This window comes from Streptomyces sp. NPDC087844 (assembly GCF_044742785.1).
In the GTDB taxonomy this organism is placed as follows: domain Bacteria; phylum Actinomycetota; class Actinomycetes; order Streptomycetales; family Streptomycetaceae; genus Streptomyces.
On sequence record NZ_JBIUVD010000021.1, the window covers coordinates 1 to 16,153 of the forward strand.

Sequence of the window (16,153 nt, forward strand, 5' to 3'; positions counted from 1 at the left end):
CTGCGGACGTTGAACTCGCCGCATGACCCCAGCAAGCCTGAATCACCCCAAACCCGACAGGGGTGCCTTGACGAAGGACATAGAGGCACCCCCCCGGCACCCGGCACCCGGCACACAAAGCCGAACCCAGGCCCGTAAGGGGCGCGAGGAACGGCGCGACCCGCCCCACCCCGGCCCCCACCCGAAACCACCCCGCGCGGAGCGCCGAGGCGCGCCCCGGACGGCAAGGACGGACCCCGCCACCTCCCGGCGACGGAGCCCGTCCGACGGAGGCGCGCCAACATCACGCCGTGTGCAACGTCAACCCATACCGATTGAGAATCTCGTTGATCGGCTGATACCAGGTCTCACCACCGGTGGAGCAGTTCCCCCAACCACCGGAAGTGACCCCCTGCGCCTGGTCACCGCTGATGAACGACCCACCCGAGTCACCAGGCTCCGCACAGACACTGGTCTTGGTCATCTGACGCACAGCGCCCTGGCTGTAGTTGACGGTCTCGTTCTTGGCCAGCACGTTCCCGCAGTGCCAGTGCGTGGTCGACCCCGACCGGCAGATGGACGCACCGACCGGCGCCTCGTTGGAGCCGCGCACGAGTTGGTCGGAGACAGTGCCCCAACCGAGCACGACAGGCACGGTCCACCACCCGCTGCCGACGTTCACCCACGCGTAGTCGTTGTCGGGGAACGACGAGCCCTGGATGTTGCCTATGTACGAGCGGTCCCAGCCACTGACACCCTGTCCCGCCCCACCACAGTGCCCGGCGGTCACGAAACCGCCGTGCACCGAGAAGCCGATGGAACAGCGGACGTTGCCGGTGTAGAAGGGGTCGCCGCCGACGGTCCCGGCCGCGAAGGTCTCGGGCGCGGCGGGGGTCTCCTCGACGGTGACGGCGACCGAACCACTGGCCCGCGCCTTCGCGAGGAACGACCGGACATCGTTGTCAGCGCGCTGCGCGGCGACGACGCCCACGACCACCGAACTCGACTCGGCGTCGACGTACCAGTTGCTGACTCCGTCCGGCGCGGCCAGCTTGTCGATGCGCGTCTTGGCCGCGTCGAGCTGCCGCGCGCTGTACTCGACGGTGCGAACGTTCGCCCCGGTGTCCCGCACGGAGGCGAGCGTGGCGGCGGACGTCCCGGACTTGACGGCGACGGTCAACTTCCCGCTGTCGGCGTCGAACCAGGAGCCGCCGTACGCGGCTCCCGCCGCGCGCTTGGCCTTCGGCTCGGCGGCCGTCGCCGTCCTCTCGGCGGCGAGACGTGCCTTCGCGCCTGCCCGCGTCAGGCCGAAGTCCCGGCGCATGGCGTCGATGAGGGCGTCGGAGGCAGGCGCTTCGGAGGTGGAGGTGGAGGTGGGGGTGGCTTCGGGGGCGGGGGCGGCCGAGGCGGGTCCGGCGGCGACGGTTGCCCAGGCGCCGATCAGAAGGAGGGAGGCCAGGCCGGTGCTCAGGGTCGTGGTGCGTCTCAAGGCGACAGCCCTTCGTTGTTCCAGCAAGGTGGGGGCGGAACAGCTGAACTATGAGAGCGCTCTCATGGAATGCGGGGCAGAGCCTAGCGGCAGACCATCGTCAGGTACAGACCAAAAACAAGAGCTGTCGGCGGGATTCGTCTCTGTCAGCGGGCGAGCGGAATGCCGTACGCGCGCTCCACGCGAAGCCTCAGGACGAGCCGCCCGTCGCGGACCATGGCGGCCCGGTAGTCGTCCCAGTCGGAATGCTCGCCCTGTACGTCCCGGTACAGCCGGATCAGCTCCTCCACGGTCTCGTCGCCGGTTGCACGGGCCACGGGCGAGAGATCGGCGATGCCTTCGGCGACGGTGTAGGCCCAACGGTCCGCGCTGGTCACGTGGTAGGAGGCCCGTGGATCGCGGCGCAGATTGCGCGTCTTGGCACGGCCGTCGGTGAGCGACACGCGCACGATCCGTTCGTCGGGGTAGTACGCGTGGTTGACGTTGGACAGCTGTGGGCGTCCGTCGCGCTTGAGCGTGGTGAGCACCCCGCCGTCGTACTCGGAGAGGAGTCGGAGCAGTGCGTCCTGGCCGGGACCGGTGTCATCAGTCATGCGCTGAGCAACGCCCGCGACACCACCTGGCATTCCGGCATTCCGGCGATACGCGATACGCGGTAGGCGATATGCGGTACGGCCGGAACCGCTTCAGGAAGCGCTGCACGAACCGATCGTGGGCGCCGCGGAGTTGCCGTTCTTCATGACGGTGAACCCGAAGCTCGTCGACGCTCCCGCCGCGAGACTCCCGTTGCCGCCTGGCTTCATGGTCATGACGCTGCCGCCGGAGTCCCAACTGGGTGTGCCGTTCCAGGTCGTGGAAATCTTCTGCGGAGAGGTCACCGTAACGACTGTCGTCCAGCCGGTGATGGCGGCACTGCCCGCGGTCACCGTCACCTGCCCGTTGAAGCGGTCGCTCCAGTCGTTCGTCCTGCTGTACGTGACCGTGCAGGCGGCGTTGCCGCCGCCGCCTCCGCCGCCCCCCGAGCCGCTGCCGCCGAGCGCGGTGAGTACGGCGGTGTAGGCGGCCTTCTTGCTGTAGTTGCCGTCGAACAGCAGCGGGGTGCCGCTCGCGCGCCAGGAGTACTTGTCGGTGACGCCCCAGACGGTGATCCCGGTGCAGCGGGAGACGCCGAGGCAGGCGTTCACCACGTTGGTGTAGCTGGTGGCCTGTGCCGTGCCGGAGCCCTCGATGTCCAGCTCGGTGATCTGCACGTCGACACCCAGATCGGCGAAGCGCTGCAGGTTCGCCCGGTAGTCGCTCGGCACGGGGGAGGCGCTGTTGAAGTGGGACTGGAGGCCGACGCAGTCGATCGGCACGCCACGCGCCTTGAAGTCCTTGACCAGGTTGTAGACGGCATTGCTCTTCGCGTTGATTCCGTCGGTGTTGTAGTCGTTGTAACAGAGTTTGGCGGCCGGATCCGCCGTCCGCGCGGTGCGGAACGCCTCCTCGATGAAGCCGTTGCCGAGCTTGTCCTGGAAGGGCGAACTGCGCCGGGCGCCGCTGCTGCCGTCCTGGAAGGCCTCGTTGACGACGTCCCAGGAGTGAATCTTGCCCTTGTAGTGCTGCATGACCTGGGTGATGTGGTTGTTCATCGCCGTCCTGAGGTCGGCGGCGCCGAGTCCGCCGACCCAGCCGGGCAGCTGGGAGTGCCAGACGAGGGTGTGCCCGCGGACCTTCATGCCCCTGCTCTGGGCATGGCTGACGATCTGGTCGGCTGATCCGTACGAGAAGGAGTTGCGGCTGGGCTCGACGGCGTCCCACTTCATCTCGTTCTCGGGGGTCACGGAGTTGAACTCCGTGTTCAGTGTCGAGGCGTACGCGGCCTCGCCCAGGTGGTTGGCCGCGACCGCGGTGCCGAAGTAGCGGCCCTTCTCGGCCGCCGCGGCCCCGAGCGTGCTCGCCGCCGCGGCCGTTTCCGCGAAGGCCGTGACGCCGACCGCGGCGAGCAGGCCGGCTGTGCCGAACACGAGGGCTCTTCGAGCCCGTGACCTGCGGGGCGGAGGTGTGACCGGGTGGTCCGTGAACGTACGGGTGAGCATGTCGTCCCCTTCTGCGATATCGAAAGTTTCGAGCATGTTTCCGAATTGCTGCGCAGACCCTACGGCCGGTCGTGCGGACCGTCAACGGGCTGTACCGCACCGTATTTCGGTTGGCTCAAGTTGGTCGGGCCGCCCCGCGTGCCGCCCGGATCCTCTTGCCTCACCGGCCCGGCGCGCCTATGTTCCCCTGAATAATCGCCAGGTGGGTCGAATGTTTCGAAGAACGGGATGTGCGAGCGTGATGGGTGAGTGATCCAGCGCGCCTGACAAGTTCCTCATATGTGTCGGTCAGGGTCGACGCATGATCACGAGCACACGCGGCGCCGGACGCCGTTCCGCCGTCGCCCTGGCCGCCGCCCTCCTCCTCGCCGTCCTCGTCGGCTGCGGCGCCGGAAAGGCGAGGACGACGGAGCGCGCACCGGGGGCGCACCCGACCAGGGCCGGCGGGGCCGCGCCCGCCCCCGCGCCCCGGATCTCCCTGGACGTGGCACCGCGGCAACTGCCGGGCCTGGGCCCGAGGACGTCGGCCGAGATCTCCCCGAAGACGAGTCAGGTGCTCATGGTCACCGGCCGGGGGCGCGACTCCGCCGTGTCCACCGCGGTGCTGTACGAACGCACGGCGTCGGGCTGGCATGCCGGGACCGTCTGGCCCGCGCACAACGCCTTCAAGGGCTGGACCCGCCATCACGTGGTCGGCGATCTCCGCTCACCTGTCGGCGTGTACACGCTCACGGACGCGGGCGGCCTGCGCGGCAATCCCGGCACCCGTCTCCCGTACGACCACTCCGGTGGCTTCTCCGTGGACGGAACCGGCTTCGAGGGCGAGCCCCTGGCCGGCTCCTTCGACTATGTGATCGCCATCGACTACAACCGCGAGCCCGGCACCTCACCGCTGGACTGGACGCGGCCCCTGGGGGCGGGCAGGGGCGGCGGCATCTGGGTGCACGTCGACCACGGCGGCCCCACCCAGGGCTGCGTCAGTCTGCGCGAGGACCATATGAAGGCCCTGCTCCGTGCGGTCGACCCCGCCCGCCACCCGGTGATCGTCATGGGCGACGGGGCCGCACTCAGACGCTGAAGGCTGTGCCCGTCGACCGGTGGTCCGGGCACCAGGATCCGCGGTCCTGCCCACGGGAGAGATCTGCTTTTTTGAGGGCCCGTGCCGGGGAGGCCGGGAGGGGCCCTCGCGAACGGGCGGCCGACGCGCGGCATCGTGACAACAGACGCACGCCGCGACGACGAACGGGACGACGAACGGCGGCTGTCCGACACCCGAGGGTGTCGGACAGCCGCCGTTCGTCGTCCCGTCGGGTCAGCCTGCCGCCGCCCGGTCCGATCCGGCCGGCTGTCCGGCCAGTTGCCGTACGTCGGGCCGCGGGCGGGGCCTCGACGAGGCGAGCAGCGAGACCAGCGCCGTCAGGGCCGCCAGTGCGGCGAGCACGGCCGCGAGACCGGCGAGCCACGGCGGCGCGAGCGTCAGATCCAGGGCCCGGGACAGGCCCCGCGACTGGATACGGCCTTCCAGGAGCTGGGCGACGGCGAGCGCCGCGGGAACGATGATCCCCAGGGCCAGCACGGGCATCACGCTCCGGCGGAGCAGCGCCAGCCCCAGCAGGACGCACAGACCGCAGGCGCCGACGACGAACCCGTAGGCGGTGAGAGAGGCGCCGTCGCGGTGCGGCGGGAAGTGGGCCAGCCCGCACACCACGAGCATCAGGGCCGCGGCCAGACGAGGCCAGGCGGGCGGGTCGACGGTCTTCGCGGGCCGGTTCCGGCGTGCCCGGGCCGTACGGCCGATGGCGACCGTGCCGCCCTCGGCGAGCAGCCGGTCCCCGGAGGGGGGCCCGTTATCGGCCGAGGCCGCGCGCGCGTCCTCGGCCGCCTTCTTCTCCTCGCGCCTCACCGGCTTCTCCTGCTGCCGGCCCTCGCGCACGCCCTGCTCGTGGGCCATGCGGCCGATCAGTTCCACGAGTTCCTCGACCGGCCGGCTGGTGGCGGCGGCCCGCACCGCGGCCTCGCCGCAGTGGGGTTCCAGCGGGGGCCGGTGCAGCAGTGCCATCAGCCTGGTGACGTCCTCCACGGGGCGGCCCTCGGCCGCCGCGCGGATCGCCTCGTCGGCGCTGTCGGCGTTCCGCGGCGGCCGGGTCAGCAGGGCCACCAGCCGGCTCACGTCCTCCACGGACCGGTCCGTGCCGACCGCCCGCAGCGCGTCGACCGTGGCCCTCGCGTACTCCGGTGACCGCTCCAGCAGCTCGATGAGCTCGATCACCTCTTCCAGCGGCCGGTCGGCCACCGCGGCGTGCACCAGTCCGTCGACCGGGTTGATGTACGCGGGATCGGCCTCGATCTCGGCCTGGTCGGGATACTTCCTGTCGAACTCGGCGGCCGAGTCGGAGGACCGCGGGTCGACCTGGGCCACCGGGGCGGGGGCGGTGGAGGTGGGGCGCGGGTGGCGGGACTCGTCGGCCGCTTCCGTGTACGGGCGGTCGGCCGCGGCGGCGGGCCCCGCGTAGCGGCGCTCGTCCGGCTCGTCCCGGCGGTCCCGACCGTCCGGGCCGGCCCCGTCATCCCGTTCGGCCGGGGCGGTGTAGCGGCGGGGCGCCCTGTCGGCCGCGTCGGGATACCGATGGGCGACCGGGTCGGCGTACCGGTGGTCGATGTCGTCGGCGGGGTCGGCGTACCGGTCCTGGTCGGCGTCGGCCGGGTCCGCGTACCGCTGCTCGGCCGCGTCGACCGGCTCGGGGTACCGGTGGTCGGTCTCCTCGGCGGGGTCGGCGTACCGGTCCTTGTCGGCGTCGGCCGCGTCGGTGTACCGGCGCTCGGCTCTGCGTGCCGCCCTGTCCGGCGCCTCGTCCGGCACGGCGTGCCAGGGGGCGGAGACGGGTAGCGGCGGGATGGTGGCGTCGACCACGCTCTCCGGAGATATGCCAGGTCGATCGGCGTCGAAAGGCGAACGGGTTGTCATACTCGGCTCCCTACGAAGGGTGCAGTCGCTGTCGTGGCCCGGGGGTGCGGCCCGAGAGTTGCTGTGCGACCTTTCTAAGCGCCCCCGCCAAACGCCGCCAACGGGATGAGGCGTACGTGTGACGCGGACCGGAGCCGGACCGCTCACGACGTCAGTCGTCGGGCGTGCCGTACAGCCACAACCGCAGCAGTCGGCTGAGCCCCGGCATGATCAGATACGTGAGCACCGGCAGCAGCACGAGGGGGAAGACGGCGGCGCGCAGCGGCAGGGGCCACGCGGCCGTACCGGGTGCCACCAGCCACTGGACGAGGAACGTCATCGGATAGGCGCCGAGGAACGTCGTCAGGACCATCTTCCAGCGCGGCGGGGCCTTCACGGTGGTGCCGGGGAGCCGGAACCAGCTCTCCATCCCGGTGGTCGACTGGCGTTCGTCACGGACCTCGGTGGCGATGCCCTCGATCCGCGCGTGCCACTCCGCGCGCTCGGAAGAGATCAGCCAGTCGGTGAGCCGCTGCGGGTCGGCGAAGCGGAGCACCGCGTGGAACCGGTGCCCGGGCTCCGGGCGCAGCCACGACACACCCTGGCTGCCGGGAAACCGCGAGACGCAGTCGGCGACGCCCCGGGTCCACTCCTCGAATTCGGCTTCACGGCCGGGACGTACCTGCCAGGTGAGGACCGTGGTGACGGGTTCGGCGCACGGGGCCTGCGGGGTGCTCATGACAACATCGGGTTCCATGGGCCGAGCGGGTCATGCGCGGATCGGCGAAACGGACCGGTGCAGAAGGTTCAGCTGTCCGCGTCGTGCATACCCGGCCTGACTATCTCGTCCAGCGCCTTGCGCACGGCCTCATAGGTGTGTCCGCGCAGCTCGGCATCGCGTGAGCTGTCCGGATCGCCGGTTTTGAGCTCCTCGCTTCGCGCCTTCCATGTCTGCTCCTCCCGGCCGGCCCAGGAGCGGGCCCGCTGGATGCGGCGCAGGAGTTCGTCGGAGTCCACCACGTCAGTCATGAGATACGGGTACCCACGCACGTCCTTTCGACCCAGGCACTCCGGCGCCCGGGACAGTCAGGCTTCCAGGAGGTCCAACAGGTCCGCGAGCGGCAGAGGTTTCACCAGGTGGGCGTCGAATCCGGCCTCGCGGGACAGCGTACGGTCGGTGCCGCGGCTGAAGCCGGAGACCGCGATGAGACGCAGCGAGGCACCCTGCGGGCGCGAGCGCACGGTACGGGCCACGGCGTAGCCGTCCATGTCGGGCAGCCCGAGATCGCACACGACGACGTCGAAGAGGCGGCTGTCGGTCGCGGTGACGGCGTCCGCGCCAGTGCGGACGGCCGTGACGTGATGCCCCTGGCGGTCCGGCAGCGTGCGGTAGGTCGCGGCGAGATCCGTGTTGTCCTCGACGATCAGGACGGCCGGCTGCCCGGCCCGGGCGTCCATGGCCCAGGTGACCGTGAAGCCCTCACGCTCCAGACAGGAACGGCACATACTGCGAAGTCGGTGTCGTCGTCGATCAGCGTGAGATGTGGACGCAACTGTCACCACCCGGCCCCACTGTCGCCCGCTCGTTGTGTCGCTACGAAACGTCGGGGAACGGTCGTGACGACCGTTCCCCGAGTGGCGGCGCTACGGCCTGTCAGCGACCGAAGCGGTGATCGCCGTCGTACTGAGAGCTGTGGTTCTCGCCCTCCCAGTGGGCCTCCGCGCAGCCGTTGCCGTAGTAGGCGTGGCCGTCACCGGCGCCCGACAACATGCCGCACGCGCGGAAGTCGCCCTCGTAGCGGCTGTCGTTGCGGCCATCGTTGTGGCGCTCGTCGCCGTCGTCGGCGATGGCCGCGCCGGCGCTGCCCAGGATCGCGGTGGCGGCGAAGACGCCGGCGGCAAGGATGGTACGCACGCGCATGGTTGCTCCCTGATGGAGAAAGGATGGACGGATGAGCGGGAGATCCGGCCACGCGATCGCGCGACCTCGCCGCTCCTACAGCCATGCTTGGGGCGGGGAGCGCTGTCGGCGAGCATTCATCACCCAAACGTGGGCGCCCCGAGGAACGACCGCCCCTGCCCGCCCGTGTACGGGCAGGTCAACGGGGGTGCGCCGGACGAATTCGAACAACGCGTGGGTTAGGGTCGTGACCTTGCTCGACCCTGCGCACACCAGGAGGAAACATGGCGGTGGAGGTGAGCGACGCGCCCGAGGCGCGGCGCTACGAGGCCCGGCTCGACGGAGCGTCCGAGGTCGCCGGATACGCGGACTACATCCGCACGACGGAGCTCATCGCGTTCGTGCACACCGAGGTGAGCCCGGAGTGCGAGGGCAAGGGCGTCGGCTCCGCGCTGGTCCGGGTCTCCCTCGACGAGGCGCGCGCGGCCGGCCTGCGGGTGCTGGCCACCTGCCCCTTCTACGCCGGCTGGATCGCCCGCCACCCCGAGTACGGCGACCTGCTGTACCAGGCGCGCAGCAAGGTCAGCGACTGAGGCATACCGGAGGAAGGGCCCGCTATCCCCGGTGGGCCGACGGCTGCCAGCCCAGTGCCGGGCCGAGCCCGGTGGCGATGTCGGTGAGGATCTGTACGTAGTCCGCGTGCTCGAAGGTGAAGGGCAGCGCGAACGCGACCTCGTCGATCTCCCGGAACGCGGCTTGGGCGTACAGCCGTTCGGCGATCTCGGCGGAGGTCCCGACGAGATCGGGCGCGAACATCAGGCGCGCGGGGCCATGGGGCATCGCGGTACGAGGGGTCCGCTTCTCGGCGTACGCCTCGTACTTCGCGCGCTGTTCGGGAGTGGCACTGTCGGTGGGGATGACGACGAGCCCCTGGGAGACGCGGGCGCGCTCGCCGTCGGGGTGCCGGGCGCGGAAGGCGCGTACGTGGGACAGCTGGATCTCGGCGAAGTCCTCGGACTCCTCCGCCTTCACGACACTGCTGGTCAGGAAGTTCATGCCGTGCTCACCCGCCCACCGGGCCGACCCCAGGCTGCCGCCGCCGTACCAGAGCCGGCCGCCCAGACCGGCGGCGTGCGGCTGGACGCGGTCGGAGAACACCTCGAACCCCTCGACCCCGCTGAAGTCGGTCGCCGGTCTGCCGCGTACGAAGTCCAGCAGGCGGCTCACCCGGTCGTAGCCGAAGTCCTCGGCGTCCGCGGTGTCCGGATACAGCGCGTCCTTGACCTGGTCGAAGTGCATCGGCGGGCCGACGCTGACGCCCGGATTGAGACGGCCCCCGGACAGCAGGTCGACCGTGGCCAGGTCCTCGGCCAGCCGCAGCGGGTTCTCCCAGCCCAGCGGGATGACCGCGGTGCCCAGCTCGATCCGGGTGGTGCGCTGCGAGGCCGCGGCGAGGACGGCCACGGGGGAGGAGATCCCGTACTGGAGATGACGGTGGCGCAGCCACGCGCTGTCGAAGCCCAGCCGCTCGCCGAGTTCGATGATCTCCAGCGTGGACTCGTGGCCCGCGCGGGGATCGGCCCCGTCGAACAGGCCGATGGTCAGGAAGCCCAGCTTCCGCAACGGTCGTGTGCGCAGCGGCACGGGGCTCCTCCAGCGGTCGCACGAGTTCTTCTGCTACTGCACTGCACTGCTACTGCACTGCTACGGCCCGGCTGCTACCCCTCGGCCTTCTTGTCCTTGAGGTCCTTGATGCGTGCCGTCTCCTTGCGGACCTCGGCCTGGGTGGCCCGCTCCTTCTGGAGCCACTCCGGGGAGTCCTTCTTCAGCGCCTCGATCTCGTCCGTGGTGAGGGCGTCCGTCACCCCGCCGCGGGCGAGCCCGGAGATGGAGATACCGAGCTTGGCGGCGACCACCGGCCGGGGGTGCGGGCCGGTGCGCCGCAGCTCCTGCAGCCACTCGGGCGGATCGGCCTGGAGTGCGGTGAGCTCGGAGCGCGAGACGACACCTTCCTGGAACTCGGCGGGTGTGGCCTCTAGGTACACACCCAGCTTCTTCGCCGCGGTCGCGGGCTTCATCGTCTGGGTGTTCTCGTGCGACGTCATAACGGCAAGGGTATCGAGCATGTGAACCAGCGCCGACCACGACGGGTAACCTGGCCAGGTGACAGGCTCGGAAGAATCCCCTTCGTTCCGGCTGGCGTATGTCCCGGGAGTGACGCCCAGCAAGTGGGTGCGGATCTGGAACGAGCGGCTGCCCGACGTCCCCCTGACGCTCCGCGCGATGTCCGTCGGCGAGGCATTCGACGCGCTGCGGGGCGGCGACGCCGACGCGGGTCTGGTCCGGCTGCCGGTCGACGGTACGGACCTCAGCGCGATCCCCCTCTACGCCGAGACGACCGTGGTCGTCGTCCCCAAGGACCACGTCGTGGCCGCGGTGGACGAGGTGAGTGCCGAGGACCTGGCGGACGACATCGTGCTGCACCCCCTCGACGACACCCTCGACTGGGAGCGCCTGCCGGGCCGCCCCGCGATCGAGCGCCCCGCCACGACGGCCGACGCGGTCGACCTGGTGGCGGCGGGAGTGGGACTCCTCGTCGTTCCGCAGTCGATCGCCCGTCTCCATCACCGCAAGGACCTCACGTACCGGCCGGTGACGGACGCCCCCGAGTCGCGGGTCGCGCTGTCGTGGCCACAGGACCGGACCACCGACCTGGTGGAGGACTTCATCGGCATCGTCCGGGGCCGTACCGTCAACAGTTCCCGCGGCCGTACGCAACCGCCCGCCGAGCCGAAGGCCGCCCGCACCGACAAGTCCGCCCCCCGACGCAAGCCCGCCGCGGGCAGGACGGCCGGCGCCAAGAGCCCCCGCCCGGGCTCCGGCGGCGCGAAGGGCAGCAAGGCAGCCGGGGCCAAGAGAGGCAAGCCCCGCCGCGGCCGGTCCTAGATCTCGTCCGTGTCGCGTACGAGGCCGGCCACATGGTCGGTGATCGTGTCGAGGATGTCGGCCCACGCCGAGTCGTCGCCGAGCACGAGGAAGTTGAGAGTGAGTCCGTCGGTCATGGCGGCCAGATAGCGGGCCAGCACCGGCACGGGCACACGCAGCACGAAGTCCATGTCACGGCTGAGCTGTTCGACCAGTTCCGCATAGGTGTCGGAGTACAACTCGTACTGCCGCCGTGCCAGATGCTCGAACCCCGGCTGGCGCAGGGCGTACTGCGTCAGTTCGTAGGTGAGCATGTGCTCGCCCGGGTGGGCGGACACATGGTCCCAGTAGGCCTGGAAGCCGGCCGCGACGGTCTCCCGCAGGGTCGCCTTCGGCCGGATCGCCTCGCGCACCACTGTGACGGAGTGGCTGGTGATCGTCTCGATGACGGACTCGATCAGTGCCTGCTTGGAGTCGAAGCAGTAGTGGAAGACGCTCAGTGACACGCCCGCCTCGGCCGCGATGGACCGGGTCGTCGTCCTGGGGACGCCGTCCCGGGTCATCGCGCGGATGGCCGCCTCGGTGAGCTGACGGCGCCGCTCGGCCGACGGCATCCGTGCCATGAGGTCCCTTTCGCGCCTGCTCGTTCCCGGTGGGCGTCAACTGCTGTGGACGCCCACCTCGTACAGCGAGTAGCCCCAGTCCGTACCGCGATCCAGTCCGTGAACCCGTATGTAGCGGGCGGGTACGCCGGAGAACTGGGCCGTGTCCAGGCCGCCGTCCCCGGTGGTCGTGGACCAGACGGACTGCCAGTCCGTGCCGTTGGTGGAGACCTCCACGCGGTACGACTTCGCGTAGGCGCGCTCCCAGCCGAGGGTGACCCGCCTGACCGTGCTCGTGGAGCCCAGGTCGACCCGCAGCCACTGGTCGTCGCTCCAGTCGCTGGCCCAGCGGGTGCCCGTGTCACCGTCCACGGCCCGGCCGGGCGCGTAGCTGGTGAACGGGTTCGACTCCGACGAACTGGCCGACGCGGGCGCGCCCTCGGCGAGGTTCACCCCTGCCTTGTGCCGCTCCGACGCGCCCCAGGTGTCGAGGTAGGACTCGGCGCCCCGGAACAGGTCGTCCACGACGCCCTGGCCCGCGACCAGCCGGATGTCCTCGATCCAGTCCGGGACGAGACCGTAGTGGGCGGCCCCGTCGGTGTTGATGTCCCAGGTGCGCTGCCCGGCGGTCTGCCGGTCCAGCACGGCGGTGCCGTCGGTGCTGCGGAACGGGTACCGCACGGGGTTCGGGGCATCGGCGCCACGCGGGGCGGGCCAGCCGCCGACGCCGTTCATGTCGGTGCCGTAGCCGTAACCCACGTCGTACTTGTCGCGCAGGGCCTTCGTCCGCGCGGCCTCCGCGCCGAACTCCTCGGAGCCGTGCATGTACTGGGCGATGAAGCCGCCGAGGCGGTAGACCCGCTCGGTCCAGTTCAGGTCCATCCAGCTGTGCGAGGAGATCACCCCGGGGTAGGACTCCGCCTCGAAGATGTCGAGGGCGCGGCCGGTGGCCTTGACGCCCATGTGGTCGATCTCCAGCATCATCTTGCGCTTCATCAGCCCGCGCACGGCGTACTCGCCGAGATCGCTGAGCCCGCGCTTGTTGCACTGCGCGTCCTCGTCGTACGACGGTACGTCGACGCCCGCGGGCAGTTCCTTCTCGGCGCCCGGCGCCGCCGCACCCCCGATGGGGTTGTCGTGCTGCGGGCCCGTGCACTTCTCCGTCTGCCAGAAGGTGCCCGTCGACAGGAACTGGCCGACGTTGATCGCCGTACCGAGGCCGCCCTCGTCGAACCTGACTCCGCACAGGGCGTTGTCGAACTTGTGGCACAGGAACATGCTGCGCACGCCGAGGTCGTACAACTCGTCCAGGCCGGCGTCGATGTCGGCCTTGTCGCACTGCGCGATGTCCAGGATCTGCTTGCAGCCGAACGGCTCGGACGTCTCCACGCCCAGGACGACGGCGAGTCTGCCCTGCTGGGCGACCTCGCGGGCCTGCGCGCTGTCGGTGACGATCCTGAACCAGCCCTTGCCGGGGCCGCCGTACATCGCGTCGATGTAGTCCTGCATGTCGTACGTCAGCTTCGCCTGCAGCCGGATCGAGGTCATCTCGTCGCAGCCGCGGTCCTTGAAGGGGTAGACCGAGCAGATCACGCCGTTGGTGACGAGGTCGTTGACGAGTACGCGCTGGCCGCCGCGCCAGGCCCGCTCGACCCAGGCGTAGTAGTTCTGCTGGTGGGTCAGCGAGTCATGGGCCGGCCAGTCCTTGAACGTGGGCCAGCCGTCGGGGTCGTGCTTGCCGTCACCGCCGTTGGTGATGAAGTCGAAGATCGCCAGCGAGCCGTCGGGGTAGTGCTCGGGGCAGTCCTTGAGGGCGTCGGCGACCCCCGCCTTCGAGAAGGGCTTGCCACAGATGAGCCGTCCGCCGAAGGCCTCGTTGGCCATGATGTGGTTGTGCGCGTCGACGAACCCGCGTACCTCGCCCTGCGAGTCGGTGCCCTTGAAGGGCTCCCCGGTGACGTTGATCTGCGAGTCGGGCGCGGGCCGCGAGGTCGGGTCCCACCAGTCCGTCCCGGCGGCGGAACTGGGCGTGGGGCCGAGCGCCAGGGCCATCACGACGAACAGCAGCGACAGGACCGTGAGGGGCCTTCGCCGGTGGAGAGGCTGTCGGGTCATGATCATCACCCACGTCTTCGGTCGGCGGCACGCTGCTTGTCATGACTCCTGCAAACGCGTGGAACGAGAATCCCGACTGCCGCAAGGAGAGTCAAGGGACCGGGACGGATGACCTGATGGCCCGTAGGGCCTTCCGGGGGCGCCGGGAACTGCGCGCCCAGCCGCCACCTGCCCGCACGTACAGCGGCAACGGCCCGGCCACCGTCGTGTGAAGCATCGTCCACTTCTGGCGCAAGTAGCAGCGAGCGCATGCACGTCCCGTACGCGGCGCGGCGCCGGCAGCCCTGGTCCTGACCCTTGCCCTGCTTCTCGGACCGGCGCTGTCGGCCTGCGACGCCTCCGCACGGCGGGCGCGGCCCCGGGCGTCGTGCTCCGCGCCGAGCGCACCTCGCCCACGGACATCGACCCGCACTGGCGGGGCGGTGGTCCGGCAGGCCACCGGTGCCTCCGCTGATCAACAACACGCCTGACAGGGGCGGGACCGGGATGGTAGAAGCAGTACATGACCATGTGTTCCACCTGTACTTCGTCCCTCCGCACATCCTCCCCGGCCGGCGCACGATGACCGCGGGCATCGACACCCCGGACCGCAGGGGCCGTACCGGACTCGACCGGGTCGGCCTCGACCTGACCGGGAACCCCCGGGTCAAGGTGCGGGACGTGACCCTGCTGTCCTGCCACTGGTACGTGGAGCGCACCACGACGTTCGACCTCCAGCTCGCCGACGGCACCTGGTCCACCCAGGAGCGCGAGACGCACGACCGCGGCAACGGCGCCACGATCCTGCTCTACGACACGGAACGCGAGACCGTGCTGCTGACCCGGCAGTTCCGCTATCCCGTGTACGTCAACGGACACCCCGACGGCATGCTCGTGGAGACACCGGGCGGTCTGCTCGACGATGACGACGAGCACCCCGAGGTCGCCGTACGACGCGAGGTCATCGAGGAGACCGGGCACACGGTCGGCGAGGTCGAGCGGGTCTTCGACGTCTATATGAGCCCTGGCTCGGTCACCGAGCGCGTCACCTTCTACGCCGCCTCCTACGGACCGGCCACCCGCACCCACGAGGGCGGCGGACTGGACGAGGAGGGCGAGGACATCGAGACCGTCGAACTGCCCTTCAGGGAGGCCCTGGGCATGATCCGTACCGGCGGGATCGCCGACGCCAAGACCATCATGCTGTTGCAGTGGGCGGCGCTGGAAGGGCCGTTCAGCAAGTAGGCCCCCCGTCGGGCGGGCGGCGGTCGTGCGCCACCGGTCAGCGCAGCAGCAGTTGGACGAGGGCGACCGTGCCGATCGTCACGATGAGGACGCGCAGGACCACGGGGCTGAAGCGGCGGCCGACGGCGGCGCCGAGCTGCCCGCCGATCGCGGAGCCGACGGCGATCAGCGCGACAGCCGTCCAGTCGAAGTCCGCGACGAAGAGGAAGAAGGTCGCGGCGACACTGTTGACGACGGCGACGAGGACGTTCTTGACGGCGGTGAGGCGTTGCATCGTCTCGTCCAGGAGCACCCCCATCAACGACATGTAGATGATCCCCTGCGCCGCCGCGAAGTAGCCGCCGTAGACGCTCGCGAGGGCCAGGCCGACGAACAGCAGCGGGCCGCCGTCCCGGTGGGCCTTGCCGACGGGCGCGTCGGTGGCCGCCGCTGTCCGGCGGCGTCCTCTCAGGGGCGCGGGGAACCGCGCGACCGGCCACCGCGGACCCGCGGACGGGGAAGGGTTCTCCCGGCGGCGGCGCAGCCGTTTGGTGATCAGCGGCTGGAAGGCGACCAGGACGAGAGCCAGACCCACCACGACCGGCACGATCTTCTCGAACGCCGTCGCGGGCAGGGCCAGCAGCAGCACGGCACCCGTGAAGCCGCCCAGCAGGGCACCGACGCTCAGCCTGAGGATGCGCCGCCGCTGACCGCGCAGCTCCTGCCGGTAGCCGAAGGCTCCGCTGACGGCGCCGGGGACCAGGCCGAGCGCGTTCGAGACCGTCGCGGTGACGGGCGGCAGCCCGGTGGCGAGCAGCACGGGAAAGGTGATCAGGGTGCCGGAACCGACCACGGTGTTGACCCCGCCCGCACCCACGCCCGCCGCGAACACCGCGACGGCCTCCCACGGCGTCACGC

At 70.5% G+C, this 16,153-nt stretch carries 18 protein-coding genes; 5 read left to right on the forward strand and 13 right to left on the reverse strand.

Features of this window, described 5'->3' with window-relative positions; genetic code table 11:
- Positions 1-283: 283 nt before the first annotated feature.
- From ACIOKD_RS31850 to ACIOKD_RS31860, 3 genes are all read right to left on the reverse strand, one after another.
- Entirely contained in the window at positions 284-1,468 is a 1,185-nt protein-coding gene (locus ACIOKD_RS31850) for a S1 family peptidase (RefSeq protein WP_402090884.1), read from the reverse strand.
- A gap of 146 nt (positions 1,469-1,614) precedes the next feature.
- Positions 1,615-2,061 (reverse strand): PPOX class F420-dependent oxidoreductase, encoded by a 447-nt coding sequence (locus ACIOKD_RS31855; protein ID WP_402090886.1) that lies wholly within the window; start codon positions 2,059-2,061, stop codon positions 1,615-1,617.
- A 93-nt stretch (positions 2,062-2,154) separates the two neighbouring features.
- Positions 2,155-3,546 carry an endo-1,4-beta-xylanase gene (locus tag ACIOKD_RS31860; protein WP_402090888.1) on the reverse strand — a complete coding sequence of 464 codons (1,392 nt, stop codon included), beginning with the start codon at positions 3,544-3,546 and terminating at the stop codon, positions 2,155-2,157.
- Positions 3,547-3,847: 301 nt separating this feature from the next.
- Between ACIOKD_RS31860 and ACIOKD_RS31865 the strand changes: the two genes are divergently transcribed.
- Positions 3,848-4,624: a L,D-transpeptidase family protein gene (locus ACIOKD_RS31865; RefSeq protein ID WP_402090891.1), complete on the forward strand. Its 777-nt coding sequence runs from the start codon at positions 3,848-3,850 to the stop codon at positions 4,622-4,624.
- A 234-nt stretch (positions 4,625-4,858) separates the two neighbouring features.
- Here ACIOKD_RS31865 and ACIOKD_RS31870 read toward each other — a convergent pair whose 3' ends face one another.
- The 5 genes from ACIOKD_RS31870 to ACIOKD_RS31890 form a co-directional block, all read right to left on the reverse strand.
- Complete coding sequence (locus tag ACIOKD_RS31870; protein ID WP_402090893.1) at positions 4,859-6,511, reverse strand: hypothetical protein; 1,653 nt, start codon at positions 6,509-6,511, stop codon at positions 4,859-4,861.
- A gap of 151 nt (positions 6,512-6,662) precedes the next feature.
- A complete protein-coding gene (locus ACIOKD_RS31875; RefSeq protein WP_402090895.1) occupies positions 6,663-7,229 on the reverse strand; it encodes an antibiotic biosynthesis monooxygenase in 567 nt (188 codons plus the stop codon).
- 68 nt (positions 7,230-7,297) lie between these two features.
- Positions 7,298-7,519, reverse strand: a complete 222-nt coding sequence (locus tag ACIOKD_RS31880; protein WP_402090897.1) for a hypothetical protein — start codon at positions 7,517-7,519, stop codon at positions 7,298-7,300.
- 57 nt (positions 7,520-7,576) lie between these two features.
- Positions 7,577-7,996 carry a response regulator gene (locus ACIOKD_RS31885; protein WP_402090899.1) on the reverse strand — a complete coding sequence of 140 codons (420 nt, stop codon included), beginning with the start codon at positions 7,994-7,996 and terminating at the stop codon, positions 7,577-7,579.
- Positions 7,997-8,144: 148 nt separating this feature from the next.
- Complete coding sequence (locus ACIOKD_RS31890; RefSeq protein WP_402090902.1) at positions 8,145-8,411, reverse strand: hypothetical protein; 267 nt, start codon at positions 8,409-8,411, stop codon at positions 8,145-8,147.
- A gap of 263 nt (positions 8,412-8,674) precedes the next feature.
- Between ACIOKD_RS31890 and ACIOKD_RS31895 the strand changes: the two genes are divergently transcribed.
- A complete protein-coding gene (locus ACIOKD_RS31895) occupies positions 8,675-8,983 on the forward strand; it encodes a GNAT family N-acetyltransferase (protein WP_402090904.1) in 309 nt (102 codons plus the stop codon).
- A 22-nt stretch (positions 8,984-9,005) separates the two neighbouring features.
- Here the strand turns inward: ACIOKD_RS31895 and ACIOKD_RS31900 are convergent, their stop codons facing one another.
- Both ACIOKD_RS31900 and ACIOKD_RS31905 read right to left on the reverse strand, forming a co-directional pair.
- A complete protein-coding gene (locus tag ACIOKD_RS31900) occupies positions 9,006-10,034 on the reverse strand; it encodes an LLM class flavin-dependent oxidoreductase (protein WP_402090906.1) in 1,029 nt (342 codons plus the stop codon).
- Positions 10,035-10,108: 74 nt separating this feature from the next.
- Positions 10,109-10,516, reverse strand: coding sequence for a DUF5997 family protein (locus tag ACIOKD_RS31905; RefSeq protein ID WP_402090908.1), 408 nt, complete (start codon positions 10,514-10,516; stop codon positions 10,109-10,111).
- A 37-nt stretch (positions 10,517-10,553) separates the two neighbouring features.
- Between ACIOKD_RS31905 and ACIOKD_RS31910 the strand changes: the two genes are divergently transcribed.
- Positions 10,554-11,336 carry a LysR substrate-binding domain-containing protein gene (locus ACIOKD_RS31910; RefSeq protein ID WP_402090910.1) on the forward strand — a complete coding sequence of 261 codons (783 nt, stop codon included), beginning with the start codon at positions 10,554-10,556 and terminating at the stop codon, positions 11,334-11,336.
- Here ACIOKD_RS31910 and ACIOKD_RS31915 read toward each other — a convergent pair.
- Positions 11,333-11,938 (reverse strand): TetR/AcrR family transcriptional regulator, encoded by a 606-nt coding sequence (locus tag ACIOKD_RS31915; protein WP_402090912.1) that lies wholly within the window; start codon positions 11,936-11,938, stop codon positions 11,333-11,335. The two genes, ACIOKD_RS31910 and ACIOKD_RS31915, sit on opposite strands and share 4 nt — an antisense overlap.
- A gap of 36 nt (positions 11,939-11,974) precedes the next feature.
- Entirely contained in the window at positions 11,975-14,032 is a 2,058-nt protein-coding gene (locus ACIOKD_RS31920; RefSeq protein ID WP_402090914.1) for a discoidin domain-containing protein, read from the reverse strand.
- Between the two features lie 41 nt (positions 14,033-14,073).
- Between ACIOKD_RS31920 and ACIOKD_RS31925 the strand changes: the two genes are divergently transcribed.
- Together ACIOKD_RS31925 and ACIOKD_RS31930 are read left to right on the forward strand one after the other, a co-directional pair.
- Positions 14,074-14,244, forward strand: coding sequence for a hypothetical protein (locus tag ACIOKD_RS31925; protein WP_402090916.1), 171 nt, complete (start codon positions 14,074-14,076; stop codon positions 14,242-14,244).
- Between the two features lie 349 nt (positions 14,245-14,593).
- Positions 14,594-15,256, forward strand: a complete 663-nt coding sequence (locus tag ACIOKD_RS31930) for an NUDIX domain-containing protein (protein ID WP_402091225.1) — start codon at positions 14,594-14,596, stop codon at positions 15,254-15,256.
- Positions 15,257-15,293: 37 nt separating this feature from the next.
- On the opposite strand, the gene ACIOKD_RS31935 is transcribed toward ACIOKD_RS31930, so the two are convergent.
- The gene (locus tag ACIOKD_RS31935; RefSeq protein WP_402090918.1) at positions 15,294-16,151 is read right to left on the reverse strand and encodes a sulfite exporter TauE/SafE family protein; all 858 of its coding nucleotides are present in this window, start codon (positions 16,149-16,151) and stop codon (positions 15,294-15,296) included.
- Positions 16,152-16,153 lie beyond the last annotated feature (2 nt).